The organism is Indolivaga macrotermitis (genome assembly GCF_900128985.1).
Lineage (GTDB): Bacteria > Bacteroidota > Bacteroidia > Bacteroidales > Dysgonomonadaceae > Dysgonomonas_A > Dysgonomonas_A macrotermitis.
Map to the genome: position 1 here is coordinate 110,080 of NZ_FQUC01000006.1, position 25,339 is coordinate 135,418.

The window sequence follows — 25,339 nt, forward strand, 5'->3', positions numbered from 1 at the left end:
ATAAAAAGACGCAAAAAAGACAGGCAAACAACTTTACGTATTTGGTGAGTTATTTGCCTGCCTGTTCTTTTTTCAATAAAGTCAATCCTTAAAGCCTATCTTGGCATGACTACCATCACAAAAGGGTTTGTTGTGAGATGCTCCGCAACGACACAAGTGCGGATTGGTTTTCACTACAGTAGAACCGTCTGCCAGAGTTAATTCTACAGTTCCTTCTACTAATAAAGGTGCGTTAGGGATTACTTTGATTTTAAGTAATGAATCGTTACTTTCCATAATGTAATGTTTTTAAGTTGATCAGTATTATAACATCACAAGACAGTAAAAGTTAACAAAAACACTCCTTTTTTAAGTAACGGAGGTATTCAAAGATACATTCCCTACCCAAGCAATAAAAGGACTGAGACCTTATAATATATTTTTCTTCGGAACAGTAGCAACAAAATCTTTCAGATAGAAAGGTTCGAAATACGCTACATCTACAAAATCTCCTTTTTCGAAAGCTTGTTCCGACAAAGCTGTCATAAAAACAGCTGACGGATAAATACCCTCTATAAATATGGCATTTGAATTCAGTAAAGTATCCTTACATTTATCTGCACCATTTCCAAAGAACAAAACTTTGTGATCTTTCAAATATTCGTGATATGAATTACCGTCGACAATATCAGCAGCCGTATCCCGGACTACATTTAGTTTTTTATCATAAACTGCCGCGTATACCTCCATCCGACGGGCATCAATCATCGGACAAAGTAATGTTGTGTCATTTATATCCGAAGACGTCTCCAATATCTTTTTAGCCATTACCTCAAGGCTTTTTACAGCAATAAGAGGTATACCTAGCCCATAACATAACCCTTTTGCTTCCGATACGCCAATACGTAATCCGGTATAAGACCCGGGACCGCAACTCACCGCAACCGCATCCAGTTTCAATTTATTTTCACGAACCGATTCCAGAGCTTGTGCTACAAATACCCCCAAAAGGGCTGCATGAGAAGGCCCTGTCGTATTTTCCTTCTTGAAGAGGATACTTCCATTGTTTGAAACAGCAACAGAACATACATTAGTTGCTGTTTCTATATTTAATATACAAGACATATAATTGAAAAAAAATTTAACGGCACAAAGGTACTACTTTTCATAAGTAAAAAATATCATTGCAAACACAAAAAGATAAAGCATTTTGTTAATCTTTTTTCTCTAAAAAAGCAAATTGCTCAATTAAAAATTAATATATTTGTCTTTCGAATTATACTGAATAAATATGAACAAAAACCACCATTCATATTTTTATGATTTGAGTTTACAATCAACATTTTTAAACTCAGCCTTTTTTGTTCGTTATAAATACACCTCGAAGCATTGTTGTTTTCGAGGTTTTTTTTGTAAAAAAAAACCGAAGGATCTCATTATAAATACTTACAGTTACTTAATACATTCCGCTTATGAAAAATAAAAGCTTGGTCTCTATCACCGATTACAGCAAGGAAGACATTATCAGAATACTCGACCTTGCCAAGAAATTTGATGAGAATCCCAACCGCCGCTTATTGGAAGGTAAAGTTTGCGCCACCTTGTTCTTCGAACCATCGACCCGTACCCGCCTCAGTTTCGAAACTGCGGTAAACCGTTTGGGCGGACGTATTATCGGCTTCTCAGATGCTTCGACAACCAGTTCTACCAAAGGCGAAACGCTTAAAGACACTATAGCAATGGTATGTAACTATGCAGATATGATTATTATGCGTCATCACCTCGAAGGCGCTGCCCGGTATGCTTCGGAACTAACTTCTACTCCTATAATTAACGCAGGAGACGGAGCCAACCAGCACCCCACGCAAACTATGCTCGATATATATTCGATAATGAAAACTCAGGGAAAGCTGGATAACCTGAACATAACTATTGTGGGAGACCTCAAATATGGGCGTACAGTTCATTCCCTGATTATAGGAATGTCGCACTTCAATCCTACATTCCGGTTTGTAGCTCCGGACGAGTTGAAATTGCCTGAACAATACAAGTTATTCTGCGAAAAGCGCAATATCAAATACGAAGAAACAGCCGACTTTTCACCGGAGATTATCAACAAAACAGATATTCTATACATGACCCGTGTTCAACGTGAACGCTTTACTGACCTGATGGAATACGAGAAAGTAAAAAATGTATATATCCTCCGTAAAGACATGCTCGAAAATTCCCGTGAAAATCTTCGTATACTGCATCCGTTACCTCGCGTCAACGAGATTCAGCAAGATGTTGACGACAGTCCGAAAGCCTATTACTTCGAACAGGCTAAGAACGGAGTATTCGCCCGTCAAGCAGTTATTTGTGATGCTTTAGGTATAAATGTCGAATAATACAAACTAAAAAAGAAAAGCCATGTCCGAAAAAAGAAAAGAACTACAAGTAGCTGCCCTTTGCAATGGTACTGCTATCGACCATATCCCATCCGATCAGGTTTTTAAAGTTGTATCATTACTCAATCTCGAAAACCTGCCCCACCCTATAACTATAGGAAATAATCTGGAGAGTAAAAAAATGGGAACCAAAGGCATTATCAAAATAGCAGATATGTTTTTCGAAGAAAGTGTGATTAACCGTATCGCCTTAATAGCGCCCAATGTCGTACTCAATATTATCAGAGATTATAGGGTTGTAGAGAAAAAGAGAGTCAGCCTGCCCCAAACAATAGTAGGTATCGTAAAATGTAATAACCCTAAATGCATAACCAATAACGAACCAATGAAAACACGTTTCAGAGTGATAGATAATAGTCATGTAATTCTCAATTGTCATTACTGCGACCTGAAAATAGAGAAGGAAGAGATTATTTTAAAATAAAAAGAAGATATTCTGAAAAGTTTTATTTGACCACATGAAACTTTTTTCTGTATCTTTGGTATACATAACGAATAGTGAAAACCTGAAGTAGTATATACATTTTTCAGATCATCTGCAAAACTTATATATTAAGTAACTGTAAGTATTGGATAATATATTGGGAGTAATCATAACGCCCTATTATTCTTTTGCTCACAAAATTAATAAAAACATCTGAAACCTTAATAAAATAAATCAGGCTCTCATTTTTTTCAATCTTCAATATTTATTTTTTAGATTAACTATGTCATTATCGAAACATTACCTAGATATGCTCCCTCGGTTTGTGCAAAAAATGTACAAATCGGCTCAAAATAAAAGCAAGAGAAAAGAGTGGATAAAACAGGGACAACCAGTTCCCGTTCCTCACATTATTAAAGAAGAATTGGTATCGGAATATAAGCAAAAGCATAATCTTTCTATTCTGGTAGAATCCGGAACATATCTCGGTGACATGGTATGGGCGCAACAAGATAATTTCGAGAAGATCTATACCATCGAACTAAGTAAGGAACTGTATAAGCAATCGTATAAAAGATTCAAAAAGAAACCGCATATCCACCTTATACAAGGTGATAGTGGGAAAATAATGTCGACTCTTGTTCACGAAATTACCGACAGGGCGATATTCTGGCTCGATGGGCACTATGCAGGAGGTACCACAGCCAGAGGAGATAAGGATTGTCCTATATGGGAAGAACTGAAAGCAATATGTTCAACAGGTATAGAACACGTTATATTGATCGACGATGCACGGTTATTTATAGGGGAACGCGACTATCCTACAATTAATGGCGTAACAACATACATCCACGAGCTTTACCCTAAAAGCAAGATAGAAGTCAAATCGGATTGCATCATTGCTGAATTAGAGAAATAATATTTATTGACCGAACTCAAAAAACAACATATAACGAATGTACAAATTCAGTATAGCCCTATTTATAGTATCCACAACATGTATTTTTCTTAATATCATACTGATTATTATAGACAGATACAATATAAACCACTATATACGTGCATGTACATTCGTTGTATTATCCTTCTCGTCGTATTACCTGATGAAGTATTATAAAGAAAAAAGAGATAATAACAACAAATAATATACCCTGCAAATTGTGTTCCCAAGATTAGAAACAGATAGGCTTGATTTAGTTGAAATCAATGAAGACCACCTCAAAGATCTATATACCCTGTTCAGTAACAAAGAAGTGGTAAGGTATTACAATCTGTTACCTTATAAAAGCCTGACAGACGGACAAAAGTTTATCGACTGGTATAGAACCCGTTTCGAAGAAAAATTAGCTATCAGATGGGGAATTGCCTTAAAAGGCAGCCGGAATATTATAGGTACAATAGGCTTCAATAACTATACATACAAACACAAGGCACAGATAGGCTACGACCTGCAGCAGGCATATTGGAACAAGGGTTATATTTCAGAAGCATTGAACAAGGTCATTGGTTTCGGCTTTGAAAATCTTGAAATAAACAGAATCGAGGCTGAAATTATGGTTGGAAATACAGCATCTGAGCAAGTTCTTCAAAAACTACATTTCACCAAAGAAGGAGTATTACGACAGTGGATGTTCTGGAACGAACAGTATTTCGATATTATAATGTATTCGCTTTTAAGGAACGAGCATTGCTGATGAAAATTACGACAAAAAGAAAAGGAACTAAAAATTTAGTTCCTTTTCTTTTGAGCCTCTTGTCGGATTCGAACCAACGACCCCGAGATTACAAATCACGTGCTCTGGCCAACTGAGCTAAAGAGGCAAGTGGGTAAGCTTACTATATCGCGCCGCTACAACCAACTACCCTTGCTGCGATCAAACCCTGGGGGATTAATCGGGAGCTGACCGTATAGGACTTACCCGGGCACAAAGGTAGATATTTTTTTTAATATCCAAAATCGAAAACAAACTTTTTCGTTTACTTCCATTTTACTATCTTTGTTCATAGTAAAACATGAGTAGAATAACGATTTTAAAAGCAAATAGTTATATTTCTTTCCGATCGAAACTACCCATACATTTTTTATCAAAAAATAATTAAATACAATGAATGTCGTAGACCGATTTATTAAATATGTTCAGTTTGATACCGAATCAAATACCGAAACACATACTACACCTAGTACTCCGGGACAATTAGTTTTAGCCGAGGAGCTGAAAAAAGAGCTTATTGAATTAGGGTTAACTGGGGTCACTTTAGATAACAACGGTTATGTAATGGCGACTCTGCCAGCAAACACAGATAAGCAGATACCGACCATCGGCTTTGTTGCTCATATGGACACCAGCCCCGACCTTACAGGTAAAAATGTAAAGCCCCGTATAGTAAATTCATACGACGGAAAAGACATTGTTCTACATAAAGAAAACAATATCATCTTATCACCAATAGACTTTCCCGAATTATTACAATTCGAAGGGCAAGACCTGATTGTAACTGACGGAACAACATTATTAGGAGCCGATGATAAAGCCGGAATTGCTGAAATAATGACAGCAATGCAATATCTGTTAGAACATCCCGAAATTAAACACGGAAAGATCAGAATCTGCTTTACCCCTGACGAAGAGATAGGCGAAGGAGCTGATCATTTCGACGTTGAAAAATTTGGAGCCGAATGGGCTTATACCATGGATGGAGGAATTATAGGAGAGCTTGAATATGAAAATTTCAATGCTGCCGGAGCAAAAATCAGCATTCAGGGACGAAGTGTACACCCGGGATACGCCAAAGGCAAAATGGTAAACGCTCTAATCATTGCAAATAAACTGATATCGTTCCTACCTGAGAGCCAACGTCCTGAACATACCTGTAATTACGAAGGATTTTTCCACTTAGTCGGAATGTCCGGTTCTGTGGACTCTGCCAATGTTTCATTCATTATCCGCGATCACGATCGCAAGCTATTTGAAAAAAGGAAACAATTATTGACAGATACTGTAGCTTACCTTCAAAAACTCTATCCTTCGAGCGGAATCAATCTCGAAATCAAGGATCAGTATTACAATATGCGGGAAAAGGTAGAACCGGTTATAAAAATTGTTGACTATGCCTTCGAAGCCATGCAACAATTAGATATTACACCTATTGTAAAACCAATCAGAGGAGGCACAGATGGCGCACGCTTATCTTTCATGGGACTACCCTGCCCTAACATTTTTGCAGGAGGGCTAAATTTCCACGGGCGCTATGAGTTTGTTCCTATTCCATCATTAGAAAAAGCAACTCAGGTAATTGTAAAAATTGCAGAACTGGTTGCAGAGGATTCAAATAAATAATTCAACTTATATATACATGAATTTATGAAAAAAAGACTTACGATTGCACTTGTAGCACACGATCACCGAAAAGCCGATATGGTAGACTGGTGTTACTATAACTCAGACTTTTTAGCTAAGCACCACCTTGTTTGTACAGGAACTACAGGACATCTGATCCAACAATCATTTCTTGATAAAGGAATCAATGCCGAAGTTACATGTATGAACTCGGGACCGTTGGGTGGTGACGCCGAAATAGCAGCGATGGTAGTTCGACACGAAATCGACCTGGCAGTATTTCTAATTGATGATCTTAACCCCCAGCCTCACGAAGCCGACATTATGATGTTGCTTCGCCAGTGTCGGGTACACAATGTGCCTATTGCATGTAACCGTTACAGTGCCGACCTTATGCTCACAAGCCCTCTGTGGGATAATGAAGATTATGTACCGACTAAGCCTAGGTACGAACGCTTCGACCGCGAAAAGTTCGACGAATTATATGGTAAAATAAAATCGTAAAGTCATATAAAAATAAAGAATCTGAGTTCGTATTGAACTCAGATTCTTTTATTTCATATCAAGATCGATTAAGTAACAGTGAATATTTAATGACACATTTACAAAGGAAAACTATCTGTTGTGGGTTATACTTGCAAAGTCAATAAAAAGGTCTGAGACCTAATCTATCAAATTTTCCATTCTCTTAATAGCTTCATCATAGGCGCTCCTGTCCACTTTCGATTTGGCCAGTTTATATTGCTCCTTTGCCTTTGCATATTCGCCACGCTCTTCATAAATCCGTCCTATATTGTAATATGCCCCAGCACGGGTTACAGGCGCTGTATTTCCGTTAGCTAAAGCAATTGCTTTACGGTTTGCCCAAAGAGCTTCAGCGTACTGATTATTTTTCTTATACGATAATCCTAAGTTACCGTATGCTTGCCCAAAGTCTGGATATACATCTATAGCTGCTAAATAATATTCTATAGCCTTATGGTAATTCTGCTTGTTATACTCTTCTGTTCCCAGACGGTTTAAGCGCAAAGCTGATTGCTTATCCACAACAGTAGTTATCAGCATAGAGTTACTTGTATTGTAACGAATGTCTCCCGGATCTGTGATATTAGATGATACCATACTATTGACGTCCTCTATCTCGCCTTCTTTCGTAACCCTGAATACAGTCCAGAGATTACCTTTAATATCGGATGGAACATAATATGTTTTTACCAAAGAATTACCAATATACACAAACACTTTTGCCGAACTACGAGCCAAAGCGTAATTGCTCATATTCTCCTTGTTCGTATAATCATGTACTGCATAGATATATTCTGTCCCAAACTTTTTTTCTTCAATAGTAATAGTTTCGGGACCATAACTGTCCATATCATCCACATCCAGATTTGCTTTTTGTCCGACTTTTTCTCTCCAGAATACATGCTGATTACTATACCAGAGGTGCGAATCGAGATCGCTCGGATTTTTCCCCCAAGAAAGAACGACACGCATACCATCCAGATTTTTCATAGTAGGGCTGATAGCGTAAGTCAAACCTTCGCAGGGACACTTAGCTACTAATGTGGAGTAACCATCCTTTTTGATTATAACCATAGCATCCGAATTATCCGAAAACGCAGGGCTGAGCGTTACATTTCCATTAGCATCGGTATGCCCGACAACAGTTTGTTCTCCATTTTTCTGGAGAAGCACTTCGGCTCCTTCTATCTTTTTATCTTTCACAACAGCACTAAGCACTTGTATCTTACGCTGTGCATTGAGTAGGCTTTGCGATATCGTAAAAAGTGACAGCAAAGCAAATGCAGTAATAATTTTCTTCATAAGTGTTGTTTATATTCCGAAACAAAAATAATAAAAAAAGCCATCCTTCACAGATGGCTTTTTCTTCTTTATCTATTTTAGTCTTTATTTTTCACCAATATACATAGAACAAATTCCAAAGGTATAACTTTTGTAGCGGGCATTACGAAAACCATTTTTTGCCAGAACTTCAACCATTTCTTTCCCTTGTACAAAAGCTTCAATCGACTTTGGTAAATACTTGTAAGCAACCTTATCTTTTGATATCAGCCTTCCGATAGAAGGAATAAACAGCCTCGAATAAATCCAGTAGCCTTGTTTCATCGGAAAAGATTTCGGTGTGGTCAATTCCAAAATCATCAGTCTGCCTCCGGGTTTTAATACCCTCAAAATTTCCTTCATTCCTTTATCAAGGTCTTCGAAATTGCGAACACCAAACCCAACTACAGCTGCATCAAATGTATTGTCAGGAATATCCAACGCCATACAATCCTGTTTTTCAAAAGAAATATGGCCCGATAGCCCCAGCTTATCAACTTTCTTACGTCCCACGTCCATCATTCCTTCCGAGATATCAATTCCGGTAATATGTTGAGGGCGTAAAATGTCATACGCTTGTATAGCCAGATCTCCTGTTCCGGTAGCAATATCGAGAATATTCTGAGGATTGAGGTCCTTCAATGCCAAAAGACTCTTTTTACGCCATCCACGGTCTATACCCATCGACAACGTATGATTTAACGTATCGTAATTTTCCGCAATGGAATCAAACATACGTTCTACCTGAACTCCTTTATTCTCGGAGCTCTCGTAAGGAACAATTTTTTCAGCCTGGTATGTCATTGAAAAATTTAAATAACGCCGATAGATTCTCCTACTCTGACGTTAGCCAACCTACGGGCTTTTACTTTTACGATTTTCCCATTTTTAGAGAAGATGAGATTACCATCTTCCTTTTGCTTCTTTTCAATCAAACGGGTATAAGATAAATTAAGACCAACTAATAATCTACCCCGAAGGGCCAATTCATCACAAGTCATATATTTTTTATTTGATTTAGAATCTCTTCATTGTGTATCTCTATCATATTATCCCGTTTACCTTCAGCTATAAGGCTGAATGGATTTTCGGAATTATTTACCACCAACCAATAATCGGAAATAGGTGTATATAGAGAAAACAAATTAGCGGTTCCCGCTGCATAACGCCTCCGGATCACATCTACCGGAACATTATGACCACCTGACTTAACGCGGTCTTCGACACGCTTAATAGCTAATTCAGGAGAACTTAGCCAAAAATACAATAATGTTACGAAATAGCCTAATTTTTGTGCTTTTTTAATAAACAGCGTATACGATTTCGTCGCAAGTGTCGTTTCTATGGCAAAATCTTCCTGCATTTTGAGCATCTCCTCCATCCTGCGGAGCATAATCCGTCCTGCTTCAATAGAGGCTTTCTCCGGTTGAAATGGAGAAAGCCCTTTTGCTATTTCATCTGCATTGATAAACTCTTTACAGTCGAGCATTTCCGGAAGCATTGTATATGAGGCTGTTGTTTTTCCAGCTCCATTGCAACCGGCTATTATGTAAAGATTTGGCATAACTATATTATTGTATTTAAATACGACTTCTTTTAGTTAAAACCGAAGATACTATTATTTCTTTAAATATTGGCTCACATTTCTCTCGATTCTTGAGCTTACATCCGAAATATCAGCTTTCACAAACGGCTCACCCACTATCTTTTCGTATAATTCGATATAGCGTTCAGATACCGAATTACAATATTCCTCGGTCATCTCGGGAACCTGTTGTCCTTCTTTCCCCTGAAAGCCATTATCCATTAACCATTTGCGGACAAACTCCTTAGACAACTGGCGTTGTTCCTCTCCTTTTTCAAACAGAGACAGGTAAGTGTCTGCATAAAAATAGCGTGATGAGTCCGGTGTATGAATTTCATCTATCAGATAAATTTTCCCATCTTTTTTTCCAAACTCATATTTAGTATCAACCAATATTAACCCTTTTTGAGCTGCCATTTCAGTACCCCTTTGAAAAAGAGCATAAGTATACTTTTCCAATTGCTCATAGTCTTCTTTCGAAACTAGACCCTGAGCTATAATTTCTTCTTTTGATATATTCTCGTCATGCCCTTCGTCGGCTTTAGTCGTTGGTGTTATTACAGGAGCTGCAAACTTCTGATTTTCCTTCATTCCATCAGGAAGAGCTACTCCGCAAAGATTACGTGCACCAGACTTATATTCACGCCATGCACTACCGGTCAGGTAACCACGGATAACCATTTCTACCTTAAATGGTTCGCAACGCAGACCAACAGTTACCATAGGATCAGGAGTTGCTTGCTTCCAATTGGGAACAATATCTGATGTGGCATCCAAAAACTTTGCTGCAATCTGATTCAGAACCTGTCCCTTATACGGTATACCCTGAGGCAATACCACATCGAATGCCGAGATACGATCTGTTGCGATCATCACCAACAGGTCTTTTCCTATCGAATACACATCTCTTACTTTGCCATGATAAATATGAGTTTGTCCCTCAAACTTGTAATCTGTTGTAACTAAAGTATTTTTCATTATGTCTAATTATATGAAGTTTTGATGAATTTTTGCACATTCTAAAATGCAAATTTATTAACAATATTCGGAATGATTTGTTTATATATTACATATTTCTTTACTCGTTCCGGTTAATAAAAAACCCCCGTAATTTCTTACCGGGGACTATCTGTTTCGCTCACTTTCTCATGTCTTCTGCGCTCATCTTCTTTTTCGTAAGCGTCGACAATCCGCTGAACGAGTTTATGACGAACAATATCTTTCTTGTCAAACTCTATTTTTGCAATTCCCTCTACTCCGTCAAGTACCCTTAGGGCATGTTTCAAACCCGAAAGCTGTGAAGGAGGAAGGTCAATCTGTGTAATATCACCCGTGATAATCATTTTAGCATTCATGCCCAGACGTGTCATAAACATCTTTATCTGATGAATAGTCGTATTCTGTGCCTCATCCAGTATAATAACCGCATCATTGAGTGTACGTCCACGCATAAATGCCAACGGAGCAATCTGTACAATCTTATTCTCGATATAATCTTTCAGTTTTGCGGGGGTAATCATATCTTCCAAAGCATCGTATAATGGTTGAAGATAAGGATCTATCTTATCTTTCATATCACCGGGCAAAAAACCTAACTTCTCTCCGGCTTCTACTGCCGGACGGCTGAGAATAATACGCTTTACCTCTTTATTCTTAAGAGCTTTTACAGCCAAAGCTATTGCAACATAGGTTTTACCTGTTCCCGCAGGCCCGAGAGCAAAAACCATATCGTTTTTCTGAAAAGCATTGACCAAGCGTTGCTGGTTCTCATTTCTGGCTGAGATTGGCTTACCATTCATCCCGAATATAATCAGGTTGTCCTGTTTTATAACATTCGGCGATTTTCCTTTAACTATATCTACAATATTATCTTCGGTAAGGGTATTATGCTCTCCGCAAAATTTTTCTAATTCAGCTATCTTTTCTTCAAATAGAGGCATTTCTTCTGCATTTCCGGTAACTTTTATAACGTTTCCTCTGGCTACAATCCTTAATTTGGGAAAAAGTGTTTTCAATAGTTGCAGATTACTGTTGTTAACCCCGAAAAATAAGGCAGCATCTGCATTGTCAAGTACAATTATCCGTTCAATCATTTATTTAAAATTCAATTGTGCAAATATAGATATTCTTTTCGTTCCATATAATAAATAGATCGTTAATAACCTTTTAGTTTTTCTTTCTCTCATTTATGGATTTTCATCATTGCAACTATCTATTTAAGTAAAGAGCATGAAAGATGAACAAAGAGGTAAACATACATTCTGAAGAATGGTGCGATCTTATTTTCGAGAACAGAAATAAGAACTATGGAGCATATCACCTACGAATCGACTATTGGTGTGGATTTATGGTTACGCTTGTTATTTTTATTATAACAAGCGTATTTATTCCAATTAACAATAACAGCAATTCATACGAATTTATCCCCGATGAAGGATGTCCTCCTATTTATGATATTCCAGTTGCTGAACTACCGGAACTACCATTACCGCCTAAAGTAAAGTCATCAATAATAAGATTTACACCACCGGAGATTACTTCTGATAGCCTGATTATCAAAATGGAACCCGAAGATAGTTATGACAAGGGAATCTTATATGAAGAAGGATTTTTTGAGTCATCCCCCGAGCTCACTTCTATACTTGAAGAAGAAAGAGAAATAGATATTGTTTCATATTGCGAAGACAAAACTATCATAGAGGAAATTCCCAAACAGAGAAATTCGGCTTCGTTACTCACGGCACAAGAAGCTCAATTTCCCGGAGGAAAAGATGAATTATACAGGTTTATAGCTACAAATATCAAATATCCATATAACGCTATTGAAATGGGAATTGAGGGGGACGTTATCGCCTCCTTTATAATAGACAAAGATGGCAAGATAAAAGATATTGAAATAATATCAGGACTCAGCTATACTTGTAATAAAGAAGTAATACGGGTAATAAGACTAATGCCCAAATGGATACCGGCAATGCAATACGGAAGACGAGTGAGCATGAGACATGCGATTCCTGTTAAATTCAAATTGAAGGAAAAGAACAGCTATCTTTAATAAATTACTTTTCTTTGCAAAAGAGACAGTACTATGAATAAACGGATCAAGCTAAATTCGGACAAATGGTGTGATATGATTTTTGCCAACAGGAATAAATCATACGGAGCTTATAAATTCCGCCAATCAACATCAAATGATCATATCCGGGCTTTCATCGTCGCGGTTTTCTTTCTTGTATTTTTAACTTGGTTAATTAAGGCTTTAGAACCAAAGCCTCTCATAGATTGGGAAATAATAGACGGTGGCTGTGGCATTATTGAATACATGTCCTCTCCATATCCGGAACCTCCAACTGATAATCTGTTTACATATCCGACAATTCCCGACCCTCCGTTAGATGTGGTTTGTGATAGTTGTATCACCAAACAATCAGGCCCGAGAGACTATTGTGCAATATTCGACGAACACACCAACCCCGATACTATAATAAAAGATAGCATCAGTGTTGAAAATATAAAGTTAAAGAATACTTCTTTTTTCAAAGAAGAAGATCTTGAGCCAATATTATATGAAGAGCTTAAATCTCATATAGATGGATACGAAGATGAAGATTGGCACAACAGACATACTCATCCTGTAGAAGCAATGCCTGCTTTTCCGGGTGGTGAAATAGAGTTTAGAAAATTTCTTTCCAAGAATATACGTTATCCCGGAATGTCTTTAGAAGACAATATTGATGGTCGTGTTATCGTTCAGTTTACAATAGACAAAACAGGGAGGGTTATCAACCCCCTAATTATTTTATCTTTAGATAAATATTGCGATAAAGAAGTATTACGTGTAATAAATAAAATGCCTAAATGGATACCGGCAAAAGCTAGAGGTAATACAATTAATACTAATTTTGTCTTACCCGTAATATTCAAAATGTATAAATAATATACTTGTATATATAAGTATAATTAGTAAATTATCCGGTCGAAAGCTAAAAATGCCCTTTTCATCGATTAAAAAATAAAAAATATACGTTTTTATCGAGGATATTATAAGTATAATTCGATTATTTCAGTTAGATGAAAAATAAGATATAATATACTAATTAATAGCATTAATACACCAATATATAAAACAGTAATTAATTATTATCTTAAACTAATTAATACATGGAAATAATAACATTAAACAATCAAAATTTAGATTCGGAACATATTTGTTGTTCATTGGACAATAAAAACTCAAATGTAGGAGTCTCAAGCAAGAAAGAATGGTTAAGAGAAAGATTCAATGACGGTTTGAAATTCAAAAAGCTAAACTCTAGAGGAAAAGTATTTATTGAATACATTCCGGCAGAAATGGGTTGGATGCCCTTGAATGCAGATGGATACATGTTAATCAATTGTCATTGGGTATCGGGGAGCTACAAAGGACATGGCTACGGACAAGAACTACTATCAGAATGCGAGAAAGAGGCTAAAGCTTTAAATAAAAAGGGTGTTGTAGTCGTTACCAGTACCAAAAAGAAGCCATATATTTCTGATAAATCATTTTATGTGAAATATGGGTACGAAATAGCCGATACAGCTCCACCCTATTTTGAGCTGCTTGTAAAGCGATTCAATATTAATGAAAAGCTCCCTTCTTTCAGAAATTCCACTAAACCAGTAAAGAGTAATAATAGAAAAGGCATAGATATCTTTTATACAGCTCAATGCCCATTTACAAGAGTTTATATAGAACTATTGAATACTATAATAATAGACTCAAATATACCAATACAAATTCACGAAATTAAAACAAGAGAAGAAGCACAAAATCATATATGCCCTATAACAACTTATAGTGTTTTTATCAACGGACAATTTTTCACTCACGAAATATTAACACCTAAAAAACTAGAATCTATAATTACAAAGGTCTGAGAGCACTATATTCTCAGACCTTTATTAATATTTCAAGAAAATTTAAATTCTCACCCAGTTAACAGACACTAATAAATTAAATAATACCTTGACTTATAGTAGCTTTTGCGACCTTCATAAATCCTGCTATATTTGCTCCTTTTACATAATTCACATATCCGGAAGCATCAGTACCATAAGTAACACATTGCTCATGGATGCTTTTCATGATATGATTGAGTTTTTGATCTACTTCTTCGGCCGACCACTGATAGTGCATCGAATTTTGGGTCATTTCTAAACCCGAAGTTGCTACTCCACCGGCATTAACTGCCTTACCGGGAGCAAATAATATTTGATTATTTAAAAATAACTTGATAGCTTCTTCAGTACATCCCATGTTTGAGATTTCCGCTACACATAATACATTATTAGCTAAAAGAGTTTTTGCATCATCTTCATTCAATTCGTTTTGAGTAGCGCATGGTAATGCTATATCCACAATCTGTTCCCAAGGACGCTTATTAGCATAGAACTTTGCATTAGGAAAAGCTTCAGCATAAGGAGCAACAATATCTTCGCCCGAATATCTTAATTCAAGCATATGATCAATTTTATTTCCCGAAATTCCTTCCGGATCATAGATATAGCCATCAGGTCCTGAGATAGTCACAACCTTTGCACCTAACTCGGTAGCTTTAAGAGCAGCTCCCCAGGCAACGTTACCAAATCCGGAAATCGCGACAGTCTTACCTTCTAAAGTATGCCCCTTTTTAGCTAGCATCTCTTTTACGAAATATAATCCTCCGAACCCTGTGGCTTCAGGCCTGATCAAAGAGCCTCCGAATTCGAGCCCTTTTCCTGTAAAAGCTCCTGTATTTTCACGGGCTAGCTTTTTATACATTCCATACAGATAACCTATTTCTCGTGCACCTACACCAATATCTCCGGCAGGCACATCTGTATCGGGCCCGATATTTCGCCAAAGTTCGAGCATGAAAGCCTGGCAAAAACGCATTATCTCAGCGTCTGATTTTCCTTTACAGTTAAAGTCTGATCCTCCTTTTGCTCCTCCCATAGGAAGGGTTGTCAGAGCATTTTTAAATGTCTGCTCAAATCCCAAAAACTTCATAATAGAAAGATTGACGGATGGGTGAAACCTTAATCCTCCTTTATATGGTCCAATCGCATTATTAAATTGAACCCTAAAGCCCAGATTAACCTGAACTCCACCACGATCATCTACCCAAGGTACCTTAAAGGTAAATATACGGTCAGGTTCAACGATTCTTTCAATTATTTTAGCTTTTTCAAATTCAGGATGCTGGTTATAAACATCTTCTATCGAAATCAAAACCTCTCTAACAGCCTGTATATACTCCGGTTCTCCCGGATGTTTAGCTTCTAAGGTTGACAAAATGTTACTAATATCCATAGCCTTTATGTTTTTTGATTTTACAATCTTAATCTTTACTCAAATTTACAAAGAATAAAAACAAAATATCAGAATACTTTTCTTTTTTTTATATGTTGTAAAATTCAATATATAAAGTAGCATAATCTTCATATTATATTTATCTTAGCTCAGATAACAACCCTTTTCTAAAATGATAGTATACGGCACCAATTGGTCTAATAAGAAAATAATACCTACGAGGGAAATATGCCCTATTTGTGGAGTAATGCATTCGGTATCTTTAATATATCAATATGAATATGCTCATATTTATGGAATCTCCCTCTTTCCGATTAAAAAAGACATCAGAGGATATTGTCAAGCTTGTGAAGAAGGTATCAATTACCAGTCAATCAAGACTAATACAACCCAACATAGCGTTCGCTATCCAATACTAAGCTTTGTAGGACTTATACTAATCGTATTAGCCATAACAGTGTTTGCATCTTACATATATATCGACAAAAAACAAACAAGAGAGCTTAGTATACAATGCATTAATACACCGGAAGTAGGAGATATCTACGAAGTCAAGTTCAGCGAAAAAGAATATGGCCTTATGCGAATTTCTGATATAAAAGGAGACTCTATATTAATGCAACTAGGAGAATATGTTACAGACCGAATAACAGGATTAAAAGAGTTAAAGAATGGCGAATATAAAGACCGTTTTTATGACGAAACTTTCAGCTATACTAAAGATGAATTATTTAGCAATCTCGAACAAGAAGTCATAATCAGAGTAAATAGAAAAACTCAATAAGTATCTATTTCGAATATTCCGGAATACCACTTTCTAACGATTCTTAACACAACCAAAGCCTGTATTTTTTTGTTTTGTATAATAAACTAAGATTTTCACACATTTCATAAATACGTTATAATTATGGAAAAGAATGATATAACAGAAACAAAACAGGCTTTAAAAGAACTGAAACGCAAAAATAGAAGGCAAAGGCTGTTTCTTATGCTAACAGCATTTCAGATAGGGTCAATTGTTATTTCCTATTATTTAGGAAGATCACATAAATAGAAAAACGAGCTGACTCCCATGTCCGATCTTAATATTTTGAACCAATTTTCATATCTTTGACTCCAAATAAAGATTAAAGCTTTTAATGACTCAGAAACGGGATATGCTTATTTGGCCTAATTGGTTGCGTGCAATAGCTATGATGGCAGTCATTATGATACATGTATCAGGTGAAGTTGTCATTTTAAATACTTCTACCATTAGCTGGCATTCGGCAAATTTATGGAATAGCTTCAGTCGATTTTCAGTACCAATATTCTTTATGCTCTCTGGGTCATTTTTACTTTCCAGCAATAAGAATACCGAAATAAAGCCTTTCCTAAGAAGAAGATTAAGTAGAATTATATATCCACTCTTCTTTTGGGGATTTCTTTATTATATATATAATATATATACCAGTTATAATGCTGGGACATTAGTAGATTTGTCTGCATTTCTAAATCTGACAATTGCAAATATCTTAAATGGCTCGTCATTTCAGTTCTGGTTTATTTATGTATTAATAGGTATATATCTCATAATTCCACTCCTTAATACATGGTTACAATCTGCTACAGAACAAAGTATCCTTTATTTCTTAATATTATGTGGTATTGCGTCTTGTCTTATGGTTATAAACTTAGGAAACATCAATTCTATATTTATTCCTTTCACCGGTTTTACAGTTTTTGTCGTATTAGGCTATTACTTATTCAATAAGAGCTTTAAGAACCCCAAACAAATAGGCTATTATTCAATTGTTACATTTGTCTTATCCTGTATTGGCATTGCACTTTGGACTGCTTTTTTAAATAAAAATGGTGGTGTGTTTATAGACAATGCCTATAATTATTCAGGCCCTCTTGTTTTCGTTTCAAGTATTGCAATATTTCTATTCGCAAAATACAGTAAGCTATGTTCTAAGCAGAACAAAATCATAGACTTATTATCCCGTTATTCATATGGAATTTATCTCAATCATGTTCTGATACTTATCGCATTTAAACACATAGGTATTACATACAATTTTATACATCCGGTATTTAGTATACCTCTATTGACTATAATATGTCTGGCTTTATCAATCGGACTACTATATATACTTAATAAAATACCTGTACTGAACAAACTGACCGGAGTATAAATAAAGGAGAACATTTTATGTAGTTCTATTCGAACCATAAAATATTCTCCTCACATATCCTTAATATCTCCTTGGTTTAATTCCGGAATTCTAATATATTATCTTTTGCATCAATAACTATAGGTTCTGAATGATTTACTATACCTGCTAATAATCTCTTGGACAGAACATCTAAAACCTGACGTTGAATCACCCGCTTGACCGGACGTGCTCCAAATTCAGGATCAAATCCCAGATCTGCAATCAAATCCACAGCTGCATCCGTAAACTCAAGACGGACTCCGTTATTCTTCAGCATTTTTGCTAAACTATCTAATTGGATACGCACAACTTGAGCTATTTCGGAACGTTTCAACGGTTCGAACATGATAATCTCATCTATACGGTTCAGAAACTCCGGCCTGATAGTCGATTTCAGCATATTCAGCACATCATTCTTAGTCTTTTCAACAACCATATCGTGATTCTCCTTATTGATTGTCGAGAAGTTCTCACGAATCAGAGACGATCCCATATTAGATGTCATGATAATAATTGTATTCTTAAAGTTGACTACACGTCCTTTATTATCTGTTAAACGACCATCGTCTAATACTTGCAACAAGATGTTGAATACGTCAGGATGAGCCTTCTCTATTTCATCAAAAAGTACAACCGAATAAGGTTTACGCCGGATAGCTTCCGTCAATTGTCCGCCTTCATCATACCCTACATATCCGGGAGGAGCTCCGATTAAGCGGGTTGCACTAAACTTTTCCTGATACTCACTCATATCAATACGGGTCATCATATTCTCATCGTCAAATAAGAACTCAGCTAATGCTTTAGCCAACTCAGTCTTACCAACCCCGGTAGTACCCAGAAATATAAAAGAACCTATTGGGCGTTTAGGGTCTTGCAAACCGGCTCTGCTTCGCCGTATAGCATTCGAGATAGCTTCTATGGCTTCGTCCTGTCCCACCACTCTCCTATGCAGTTCGGACTCAAGATTCAGCAATTTATCCTTTTCGCTCTGTAGCATTTTATTCACAGGGATACCTGTCCATCTCGAAACAACATCCGCTATATCCACAGCATCTACTTCTTCTTTCACCATAGCATTGCCACTTTGCATACTATGTAATTGATCCTGAAGTTTTTCTATATCAGATTCCAACTCTTTGATCTTTCCATAGCGAAGCTCTGCTACTTTGCCATAATCGCCTTCCCTCTCCGCCTTATCTGCCTGAAATTTGGCATCTTCAATATCAACCTTGTTTTGTTGAATTTTATTGATCACCTCTTTTTCGGCCTGCCATTTAGCTTTCAGGTCTTTCTCTTCCTCTTTCAGGTCACTTATTTCTTTGGATAACAAAGCCTCCTTATCCTTGTCGTTTTCACGCTTAATAGCTTCCCTTTCAATTTCTAACTGTTTTATACGGCGGCTTTTTTCGTCTAATTCTTCAGGAACCGAGTCAACCTCCATCCTCAGTTTTGCTGCAGCTTCGTCCATCAGGTCGATGGCTTTATCCGGTAGAAAACGGTCTGTAATATATCTGCTCGATAACTGAACTGCCGCAATAATGGCTTCGTCCATAATACGGACTTTATGATGATTTTCATATTTTTCTTTCAATCCTCTCAATATGGAAATAGTATCCATTTCCGAAGGTTCATCAACCATAACTACTTGAAAACGACGTTCGAGAGCCTTATCTTTTTCAAAGTATTTCTGGTATTCATCTAATGTAGTAGCTCCTATCGAACGGAGTTCTCCACGGGCCAATGCAGGTTTTAGTATATTAGCAGCATCCATAGCTCCTTCACCTTTTCCGGCGCCTACCAGTGTGTGTATCTCATCTATAAAAAGAATAATCTCTCCTTCCGATTTAGTGACCTCATTCACTACTGATTTCAAGCGCTCTTCAAACTCTCCTTTATATTTTGCACCTGCAACCAGTGCACCCATATCGAGAGAGTAAATCTGCTTGCTTTGGAGATTCTCAGGCACATCACCTCTTACTATGCGGTGTGCAAGACCTTCTGCAATAGCAGTTTTACCGGTTCCCGGTTCTCCTATCAATATAGGGTTATTTTTAGTACGGCGGCTCAAAATCTGCAATACCCGCCTGATTTCTTCATCACGCCCGATTACCGGATCCAGTTTACCATCCTTTGCCCTTTGTGTAAGGTTTATAGCGTATTTCTCTAACGATTGGTATGTATCTTCAGCCGATTGGCTATCAACCTTCGCTCCTTTACGCAACTCTGCAATAGCAGACTTCAATTCGTTTTCCGATACACCTACATCCTTCATTATCTGAGCAGCACTGTTGCGGGTAGTCAAAATACCGAGCAGAATATGCTCAAGCGAAACATATTGGTCTCCCATCTGTTTAGCTATTTCCGAAGCTTTGTCTAAAACAGTGTTGCTTTCGCGACTTAAATAAGGCTCTCCACCCGAAACCCGGGGAAAAGATTCTATCTCATTATTCAATATTCCTATTAGGTGAGACAGATTCACTCCCAACTTTTGAAAAAGAAAATTCACAACATTCTCTCCAGTCATTATCACACCTAACAGTAGATGTGAAGTTTCGATCGATTGCTGTCCTTTTTCTTTAACTATCTCAACAGCCTTTTGTACAGCCTCCTGAGATTTAATAGTAAAGTTATTGAAATTCATATATTTAGTTTTAATTATTTCTGATTTACGTTTTCAGGTATATTTGCTCAAATAACTTGCCAGAGTCTTTTATATGACAAAATGTCAGATCAGAATCCTTTACATTCTTATGTTCAAATAGGTAAAATAAGGTGACATTAACTAAACAAACTTATACAGAAAAAGCACCGTATTTGTCACCTTTTTGTTTACTTTGTCACCCTGATATCTTATTAATAATGAAATAATAAAGTCTAATAAGGTGACAAAAGTGACACTTTTTACATCAAAAAATAATTGTACTATCTACTTATAAAATCAACTGATTTATATATAGATAAAAGGAATTGCTTTACTTCAACAGATTCCCTCTGTATGAAATAAACAACAAATAACCTTTGCCAATAGTTGCTTCGGTCGATACAAAATGAAAGTATTATGTTATAAAGTCCGGTTAAACAGTTGTCATTCAATGACAAAACGAAATCAAGCTCAGATTCCGTTCACTACAAAAGTCAATATTAGACTTAACGCCTTTAATTGCCTCATAAATAATCGCCTTTTCGTCATCGTCTCTATCTTCATGATCCAGTAATACTTTTATATCCAGATCATTTATTAATATCCTGTTCATCATACGGCAAACAGATTTCATCTTTGTCGGGGGAATTATCCCCACCATCGGAATACCGTCATTCTGGGGCAAGTTAAAGTAAGGATACTTATCTAATAATAATTGAACAGTAGTGAGGTCAATACCAAAATCGTTCTTTACAAAATCATCGATCAAATCTGTTTCTCTTCCGAGAATAATATCCCGAAAGAACGGCAAAGACTCCGAATAGTAGGCACACAATGCTATTAATGCATACCAATATGTACTCTCAGAACGCTTCCGGTAGGGCTCTCCGTAAATAATATGATAGAGTGCCTTCTCCAACGATAAATTAAGATCGGTATTTTGTTCCGAATAATTTTTGAAAACTTCTTCTTTTTGTATATTTTCGAACAATAAATCATCTTTAGAGCCAATGGCTTTTGCTATTTGTCCGATATCTACAGCATAAGAAAAAATGTAGTAATCCATAATATATTTTTTAGATTTTAGCAACTGAAGATTCTGTAAGATGTGTGTATTCTGTATTTCTATAAATACAGGTTGGTTGATTCTGCAATTTATAAAAATAAATGATTGCCGGACATTAAAATTACCCTATTTTGGAACATATTTATAAAGCATGTTTTCATGAAACAATATATTGATTTAGTAAAAAGAGTACTTGCTGAAGGCACTCATAAAGAAGACCGTACAGGTACAGGTACAATCAGCGTATTCGGACATCAAAGTCGTTACGACCTATCGGAAGGATTTCCTCTTGTCACCACAAAAAAGCTGCATCTGAAGTCTATTATATACGAACTGTTGTGGTTCCTGAAAGGTGATACCAACGTCAAATATTTACAAGACAACGGAGTCCGTATCTGGAACGAATGGGCTGACGAAAATGGCGATTTAGGTCATATTTACGGTTACCAGTGGCGCTCATGGCCCGATTATAATGGCGGCCATATAGACCAGATAAGCGAGGTAATCAATACAATCAAAAATAATCCTGATTCGCGCCGGATTATTGTCAGTGCATGGAATGTTGCGGATATACCGACAATGAAACTTCCTCCCTGTCATGCTTTTTTTCAGTTTTACGTTGCTGACGGAAAATTGAGCCTGCAACTTTATCAACGCAGTGCCGATATTTTCTTAGGAGTACCGTTCAACATTGCATCGTATGCCTTACTTTTGAAAATGATGGCTCAGGTAACAGGGCTCGGAGCAGGAGATTTTGTCCATACATTGGGCGATGCGCATATCTACACCAACCACATAGAGCAGCTAAATATGCAAATAGAAAGAGAGCTGCGTCCTCTTCCACAAATGGTAATCAATCCGGATGTAAAGAGTATTTTTGATTTCGAATACGAAGATTTCAAACTCGAAGGCTATGATCCTCATCCACACATCAAAGGTGAAGTAGCTGTCTAGAATAAAAATATATAAATTGTAGCAGGATATATACCTATATCCTGCTTTTTATATTCAATAAATAATTAATCACTTACTTTAAATACAAAAACATACTACTATGTCCAAATTATTATCCCCTATCCAGATCAATAATATTTCACTAAAAAACCGGGTTGTTATGGCTCCGATGTGCCAGTATTCTGCAACAGACGGCTTTGCCAACGAGTGGCATTATGTACATTATACCACTCGTGCCATCGGAGGCTGTGCAGCTATCATTCAGGAAGCAACGGCGGTAAGACCCGATGGACGTATAACTTATGCCGATTTAGGAATCTGGAAAGATGAACATATCGACGAATTAAAAAAGATTGTAACATCCGTTATCAAATATGGAGCTGTTCCCGGAATTCAACTAGCACATGCCGGACGAAAAGCCAGTTGCGAGTTACCCTGGAAAGGTGGAAAACAACTTCATTCGGGGGATAATAGCTGGTTACCGGTTGCCCCTTCTGCCCTAGCCTTTGATGAAGGAGAGGTAATACCTCATGCCCTCGATATAGATGAAATACAAACTGTTCTCGAAGATTTCAAAAAAGCTGCCGAAAGAGCGGTCAAAGCGGGATACCAAATAATAGAAATACATGCTGCTCACGGTTATCTTATACATCAGTTCTTATCTCCGGTTTCCAATCACAGAACAGATGAATACGGAGGAAGTTTTGAAAACCGGATACGGTTCCTACTCGAAGTTGTAGATAGTATCCTACCTACACTAAGTAGTAACCACTCTCTCTGGGTACGTATCTCGGCTACCGACTGGGTCGATAACGGATGGAATCTGGAAGAGTCCGTTAAACTGAGTGCAATCCTCAAATCTAAAGGTGTAGATGTTATGGACATCTCTACAGGAGGAAATGTACCGCATGTGCGTATGCCTATCGGGCCTAATTATCAAGTACCTTTCGCTGCCGAAATTAAAGAGAAAGCACAGACCATAACCGGAGCCGTAGGACTTATAACGCAGGCAAAGCAAGCAGAAGAACTATTGACAGAAAACAAATGCGACCTGATATTCTTGGGACGCGAGCTACTGCGTAATCCGTATTTTGCATTGGCCGCCTCCAAAGAACTCGACAATACAGGACAATATCCATTGCAATACGAACGAAGCTATAAATAAAAAGGCTCGAAACTGTGATTTTTACAACAATTGGATAATCTCACTTGTTTCATGAATAAATAGCGACATATCCAATTTATGCCGCTATTTTTCAGATTAAAATTTATGGAAAACAATACGATAAAAGAACGCTTAATTTTAAAGCCCGTAGGACTTGAGTATCTCGATCAGTTTAACCAATTGCTCCGGTATGTTTTTCAGGTAACAAATAACGATTTATTAGAAAGCGGTTACGAAGACGGCGAAATAACCAAAGCCAAACGCCCTATTCTCAAAAATGCAAATGTTATCGGATGGTTTAATCACGACCAGCTTGTATCACAGTTATGTATTTATCCTTGTGAGGTTAATGTACATGGGAAGATATTTTCGATGGGTGGACTGACCGGAGTCGGTACATACCCCGAATACTCTAATCTGGGATTGATGAACGATCTGATAAAAAAAGGCTTGGAAATGATGCGCGATAACGGTCAGTGTATTTCGTACCTGTACCCCTATTCAATTCCCTACTACCGGAAAAAAGGATGGGAAATTATATCCGATCACTTGACTTTCGAATTAAAAGACAACCAGATACCCAAAAGCAGAACTGTCAGTGGATATGTAGAGAGGCTAGCCGTTACAGATAAGGATGTTATAAGCGTGTACGATAAATTTGCCCGTTCCACACACGGAGCATTAATACGTCATAAGCTCGAATGGGAAGAATACTGGAGATGGGAAAACGAAGAGGAAAGAATCGCTGTAATCTACTATGACCAGAACGATCAACCCAGAGGATATATATTATACTGGATATCTGACGATATCTTTCATATCAAAGACATTATATATCTGGATCAGGAAGCCCGGAAAGGGCTTTGGAACTTCGTATATGCCCACTATTCAATGGTAGATAAGGTAGAAGGTAACCTGTACAACAACGAGCCTATACATTTTCTATTGGAAGACGGGCAAATAAGCGAAACTCTTGAACCATATTATATGGCACGCATTGTGGATGTGGCATCTTTTCTGAATAACTATCCATTCAAATCAGCAGAGATATTTACTCCATTCCATTTTCAGGTATCAGACCCATTAGCCAAATGGAACGAAGGCATATTCTCTATTATCAGAAATGCTCAGGGAGAGTTTATTGTTACCAGAGAAAAAACAGGACAGGAGGTCAGCCTTGATATCCAAACTCTAACAACGATGTTAATGTCGTACCGTACTCCGACTTATCTGCATAAAATAGAACGCCTCCGTACCGACGATACTACTTTACGGATTCTTGAGCAGATTATCCCGAGAGAACAGCCTTATTTTTCCGACTACTTTTAATTTATAGATAAAAATACGGCTGTCAATTCCT

The 25,339-nt window shown here is 37.1% G+C and carries 25 protein-coding genes and 1 tRNA gene; 14 read left to right on the forward strand and 12 right to left on the reverse strand.

Annotation, left to right across the window (positions count from 1 at the left end):
* Positions 1 to 81: 81 nt before the first annotated feature.
* Positions 82 to 276: a CDGSH iron-sulfur domain-containing protein gene (locus BUC12_RS09760; protein WP_062180284.1), complete on the reverse strand. Its 195-nt coding sequence runs from the start codon at positions 274 to 276 to the stop codon at positions 82 to 84.
* Between the two features lie 132 nt (positions 277 to 408).
* On the reverse strand, positions 409 to 1,104 hold the full coding sequence (gene tsaB, locus BUC12_RS09765; protein ID WP_062180279.1) for a tRNA (adenosine(37)-N6)-threonylcarbamoyltransferase complex dimerization subunit type 1 TsaB: 696 nt from the start codon (positions 1,102 to 1,104) through the stop codon (positions 409 to 411).
* Between the two features lie 347 nt (positions 1,105 to 1,451).
* On the opposite strand from tsaB, the gene pyrB reads away from it, so the two are divergent.
* The 4 genes from pyrB to BUC12_RS09790 all read left to right on the forward strand — a co-directional run bounded on the left by pyrB (position 1,452) and on the right by BUC12_RS09790 (position 4,547).
* Positions 1,452 to 2,369 (forward strand): aspartate carbamoyltransferase, encoded by a 918-nt coding sequence (pyrB, locus tag BUC12_RS09770; RefSeq protein WP_062180276.1) that lies wholly within the window; start codon positions 1,452 to 1,454, stop codon positions 2,367 to 2,369.
* A 22-nt stretch (positions 2,370 to 2,391) separates the two neighbouring features.
* Positions 2,392 to 2,853 carry an aspartate carbamoyltransferase regulatory subunit gene (gene pyrI / locus BUC12_RS09775; RefSeq protein ID WP_062180273.1) on the forward strand — a complete coding sequence of 154 codons (462 nt, stop codon included), beginning with the start codon at positions 2,392 to 2,394 and terminating at the stop codon, positions 2,851 to 2,853.
* 310 nt (positions 2,854 to 3,163) lie between these two features.
* Positions 3,164 to 3,772, forward strand: coding sequence for a hypothetical protein (locus tag BUC12_RS09780; RefSeq protein ID WP_139262042.1), 609 nt, complete (start codon positions 3,164 to 3,166; stop codon positions 3,770 to 3,772).
* A 241-nt stretch (positions 3,773 to 4,013) separates the two neighbouring features.
* Positions 4,014 to 4,547 (forward strand): GNAT family N-acetyltransferase, encoded by a 534-nt coding sequence (locus BUC12_RS09790; RefSeq protein ID WP_062180264.1) that lies wholly within the window; start codon positions 4,014 to 4,016, stop codon positions 4,545 to 4,547.
* A gap of 53 nt (positions 4,548 to 4,600) precedes the next feature.
* Here the strand turns inward: BUC12_RS09790 and BUC12_RS09795 are convergent.
* A tRNA-Thr gene (locus BUC12_RS09795) sits at positions 4,601 to 4,674 on the reverse strand.
* 284 nt (positions 4,675 to 4,958) lie between these two features.
* On the opposite strand from BUC12_RS09795, the gene pepT reads away from it, so the two are divergent.
* Positions 4,959 to 6,191 (forward strand): peptidase T, encoded by a 1,233-nt coding sequence (gene pepT / locus BUC12_RS09805; RefSeq protein ID WP_062180260.1) that lies wholly within the window; start codon positions 4,959 to 4,961, stop codon positions 6,189 to 6,191.
* A gap of 24 nt (positions 6,192 to 6,215) precedes the next feature.
* Positions 6,216 to 6,695, forward strand: coding sequence for a methylglyoxal synthase (locus tag BUC12_RS09810; protein WP_062180257.1), 480 nt, complete (start codon positions 6,216 to 6,218; stop codon positions 6,693 to 6,695).
* A gap of 159 nt (positions 6,696 to 6,854) precedes the next feature.
* Here the strand turns inward: BUC12_RS09810 and BUC12_RS09815 are convergent, their stop codons facing one another.
* From BUC12_RS09815 to BUC12_RS09840, 6 genes are all read right to left on the reverse strand, one after another.
* A complete protein-coding gene (locus BUC12_RS09815; protein ID WP_062180254.1) occupies positions 6,855 to 8,018 on the reverse strand; it encodes a tetratricopeptide repeat protein in 1,164 nt (387 codons plus the stop codon).
* 84 nt (positions 8,019 to 8,102) lie between these two features.
* Complete coding sequence (gene ubiE, locus BUC12_RS09820; protein ID WP_062180250.1) at positions 8,103 to 8,840, reverse strand: bifunctional demethylmenaquinone methyltransferase/2-methoxy-6-polyprenyl-1,4-benzoquinol methylase UbiE; 738 nt, start codon at positions 8,838 to 8,840, stop codon at positions 8,103 to 8,105.
* Positions 8,841 to 8,848: 8 nt separating this feature from the next.
* Positions 8,849 to 9,037, reverse strand: coding sequence for a hypothetical protein (locus BUC12_RS09825; RefSeq protein ID WP_062180247.1), 189 nt, complete (start codon positions 9,035 to 9,037; stop codon positions 8,849 to 8,851).
* Complete coding sequence (locus BUC12_RS09830; protein ID WP_062180244.1) at positions 9,034 to 9,600, reverse strand: zeta toxin family protein; 567 nt, start codon at positions 9,598 to 9,600, stop codon at positions 9,034 to 9,036. Before BUC12_RS09830 ends, BUC12_RS09825 begins: the two co-directional genes overlap by 4 nt.
* 54 nt (positions 9,601 to 9,654) lie before the next feature.
* Positions 9,655 to 10,599 carry a phosphoribosylaminoimidazolesuccinocarboxamide synthase gene (locus BUC12_RS09835; protein ID WP_062180241.1) on the reverse strand — a complete coding sequence of 315 codons (945 nt, stop codon included), beginning with the start codon at positions 10,597 to 10,599 and terminating at the stop codon, positions 9,655 to 9,657.
* A 137-nt stretch (positions 10,600 to 10,736) separates the two neighbouring features.
* The gene (locus BUC12_RS09840; protein ID WP_062180238.1) at positions 10,737 to 11,714 is read right to left on the reverse strand and encodes a PhoH family protein; all 978 of its coding nucleotides are present in this window, start codon (positions 11,712 to 11,714) and stop codon (positions 10,737 to 10,739) included.
* A 143-nt stretch (positions 11,715 to 11,857) separates the two neighbouring features.
* On the opposite strand from BUC12_RS09840, the gene BUC12_RS09845 reads away from it, so the two are divergent.
* From BUC12_RS09845 to BUC12_RS09855, 3 genes are all read left to right on the forward strand, one after another.
* On the forward strand, positions 11,858 to 12,676 hold the full coding sequence (locus BUC12_RS09845) for an energy transducer TonB (protein ID WP_062180234.1): 819 nt from the start codon (positions 11,858 to 11,860) through the stop codon (positions 12,674 to 12,676).
* A 33-nt stretch (positions 12,677 to 12,709) separates the two neighbouring features.
* Positions 12,710 to 13,558, forward strand: coding sequence for an energy transducer TonB (locus BUC12_RS09850; protein ID WP_062180230.1), 849 nt, complete (start codon positions 12,710 to 12,712; stop codon positions 13,556 to 13,558).
* Between the two features lie 224 nt (positions 13,559 to 13,782).
* Positions 13,783 to 14,538 (forward strand): N-acetyltransferase, encoded by a 756-nt coding sequence (locus BUC12_RS09855; RefSeq protein WP_062180226.1) that lies wholly within the window; start codon positions 13,783 to 13,785, stop codon positions 14,536 to 14,538.
* Between the two features lie 76 nt (positions 14,539 to 14,614).
* Here the strand turns inward: BUC12_RS09855 and gdhA are convergent, their stop codons facing one another.
* Complete coding sequence (gdhA, locus tag BUC12_RS09860; protein ID WP_062180223.1) at positions 14,615 to 15,952, reverse strand: NADP-specific glutamate dehydrogenase; 1,338 nt, start codon at positions 15,950 to 15,952, stop codon at positions 14,615 to 14,617.
* Positions 15,953 to 16,124: 172 nt separating this feature from the next.
* Between gdhA and BUC12_RS09865 the strand changes: the two genes are divergently transcribed.
* The gene (locus tag BUC12_RS09865) at positions 16,125 to 16,736 is read left to right on the forward strand and encodes a hypothetical protein (protein ID WP_062180220.1); all 612 of its coding nucleotides are present in this window, start codon (positions 16,125 to 16,127) and stop codon (positions 16,734 to 16,736) included.
* Positions 16,737 to 17,091: 355 nt separating this feature from the next.
* On the forward strand, positions 17,092 to 18,129 hold the full coding sequence (locus tag BUC12_RS09870; protein ID WP_062180217.1) for an acyltransferase: 1,038 nt from the start codon (positions 17,092 to 17,094) through the stop codon (positions 18,127 to 18,129).
* Between the two features lie 76 nt (positions 18,130 to 18,205).
* Here BUC12_RS09870 and clpB read toward each other — a convergent pair whose 3' ends face one another.
* The gene (gene clpB / locus BUC12_RS09875) at positions 18,206 to 20,794 is read right to left on the reverse strand and encodes an ATP-dependent chaperone ClpB (protein ID WP_062180214.1); all 2,589 of its coding nucleotides are present in this window, start codon (positions 20,792 to 20,794) and stop codon (positions 18,206 to 18,208) included.
* Positions 20,795 to 21,242: 448 nt separating this feature from the next.
* A complete protein-coding gene (locus tag BUC12_RS09880) occupies positions 21,243 to 21,860 on the reverse strand; it encodes a DUF7691 family protein (RefSeq protein ID WP_062180212.1) in 618 nt (205 codons plus the stop codon).
* 159 nt (positions 21,861 to 22,019) lie between these two features.
* On the opposite strand from BUC12_RS09880, the gene BUC12_RS09885 reads away from it, so the two are divergent.
* The 3 genes from BUC12_RS09885 to BUC12_RS09895 all read left to right on the forward strand — a co-directional run bounded on the left by BUC12_RS09885 (position 22,020) and on the right by BUC12_RS09895 (position 25,308).
* The gene (locus BUC12_RS09885; protein WP_062180209.1) at positions 22,020 to 22,814 is read left to right on the forward strand and encodes a thymidylate synthase; all 795 of its coding nucleotides are present in this window, start codon (positions 22,020 to 22,022) and stop codon (positions 22,812 to 22,814) included.
* 100 nt (positions 22,815 to 22,914) lie between these two features.
* Positions 22,915 to 23,979 carry an NADH:flavin oxidoreductase/NADH oxidase gene (locus BUC12_RS09890; RefSeq protein WP_062180206.1) on the forward strand — a complete coding sequence of 355 codons (1,065 nt, stop codon included), beginning with the start codon at positions 22,915 to 22,917 and terminating at the stop codon, positions 23,977 to 23,979.
* 105 nt (positions 23,980 to 24,084) lie between these two features.
* Positions 24,085 to 25,308, forward strand: a complete 1,224-nt coding sequence (locus tag BUC12_RS09895) for a GNAT family N-acetyltransferase (protein WP_062180348.1) — start codon at positions 24,085 to 24,087, stop codon at positions 25,306 to 25,308.
* Positions 25,309 to 25,339: the final 31 nt, after the last annotated feature.

Bases quoted from the DNA above. Each gene is read 5' to 3' on its own strand.
- BUC12_RS09890 (WP_062180206.1), top strand. From the start codon at position 22,915: ATGTCCAAATTATTATCCCCTATCCAGATCAATAATATTTCACTAAAA.
- BUC12_RS09830 (WP_062180244.1), bottom strand. From the start codon at position 9,600: ATGCCAAATCTTTACATAATAGCCGGTTGCAATGGAGCTGGAAAAACA.
- pyrI (WP_062180273.1), top strand. From the start codon at position 2,392: ATGTCCGAAAAAAGAAAAGAACTACAAGTAGCTGCCCTTTGCAATGGT.
- BUC12_RS09845 (WP_062180234.1), top strand. From the start codon at position 11,858: ATGAACAAAGAGGTAAACATACATTCTGAAGAATGGTGCGATCTTATT.
- BUC12_RS09885 (WP_062180209.1), top strand. From the start codon at position 22,020: ATGAAACAATATATTGATTTAGTAAAAAGAGTACTTGCTGAAGGCACT.
- ubiE (WP_062180250.1), bottom strand. From the start codon at position 8,840: ATGACATACCAGGCTGAAAAAATTGTTCCTTACGAGAGCTCCGAGAAT.
- BUC12_RS09825 (WP_062180247.1), bottom strand. From the start codon at position 9,037: ATGACTTGTGATGAATTGGCCCTTCGGGGTAGATTATTAGTTGGTCTT.
- tsaB (WP_062180279.1), bottom strand. From the start codon at position 1,104: ATGTCTTGTATATTAAATATAGAAACAGCAACTAATGTATGTTCTGTT.
- BUC12_RS09780 (WP_139262042.1), top strand. From the start codon at position 3,164: ATGCTCCCTCGGTTTGTGCAAAAAATGTACAAATCGGCTCAAAATAAA.
- BUC12_RS09850 (WP_062180230.1), top strand. From the start codon at position 12,710: ATGAATAAACGGATCAAGCTAAATTCGGACAAATGGTGTGATATGATT.
- BUC12_RS09895 (WP_062180348.1), top strand. From the start codon at position 24,085: ATGGAAAACAATACGATAAAAGAACGCTTAATTTTAAAGCCCGTAGGA.
- pepT (WP_062180260.1), top strand. From the start codon at position 4,959: ATGAATGTCGTAGACCGATTTATTAAATATGTTCAGTTTGATACCGAA.
- pyrB (WP_062180276.1), top strand. From the start codon at position 1,452: ATGAAAAATAAAAGCTTGGTCTCTATCACCGATTACAGCAAGGAAGAC.
- BUC12_RS09810 (WP_062180257.1), top strand. From the start codon at position 6,216: ATGAAAAAAAGACTTACGATTGCACTTGTAGCACACGATCACCGAAAA.
- gdhA (WP_062180223.1), bottom strand. From the start codon at position 15,952: ATGGATATTAGTAACATTTTGTCAACCTTAGAAGCTAAACATCCGGGA.
- BUC12_RS09835 (WP_062180241.1), bottom strand. From the start codon at position 10,599: ATGAAAAATACTTTAGTTACAACAGATTACAAGTTTGAGGGACAAACT.
- clpB (WP_062180214.1), bottom strand. From the start codon at position 20,794: ATGAATTTCAATAACTTTACTATTAAATCTCAGGAGGCTGTACAAAAG.
- BUC12_RS09865 (WP_062180220.1), top strand. From the start codon at position 16,125: ATGATAGTATACGGCACCAATTGGTCTAATAAGAAAATAATACCTACG.
- BUC12_RS09855 (WP_062180226.1), top strand. From the start codon at position 13,783: ATGGAAATAATAACATTAAACAATCAAAATTTAGATTCGGAACATATT.
- BUC12_RS09880 (WP_062180212.1), bottom strand. From the start codon at position 21,860: ATGGATTACTACATTTTTTCTTATGCTGTAGATATCGGACAAATAGCA.
- BUC12_RS09840 (WP_062180238.1), bottom strand. From the start codon at position 11,714: ATGATTGAACGGATAATTGTACTTGACAATGCAGATGCTGCCTTATTT.
- BUC12_RS09815 (WP_062180254.1), bottom strand. From the start codon at position 8,018: ATGAAGAAAATTATTACTGCATTTGCTTTGCTGTCACTTTTTACGATA.
- BUC12_RS09870 (WP_062180217.1), top strand. From the start codon at position 17,092: ATGACTCAGAAACGGGATATGCTTATTTGGCCTAATTGGTTGCGTGCA.
- BUC12_RS09760 (WP_062180284.1), bottom strand. From the start codon at position 276: ATGGAAAGTAACGATTCATTACTTAAAATCAAAGTAATCCCTAACGCA.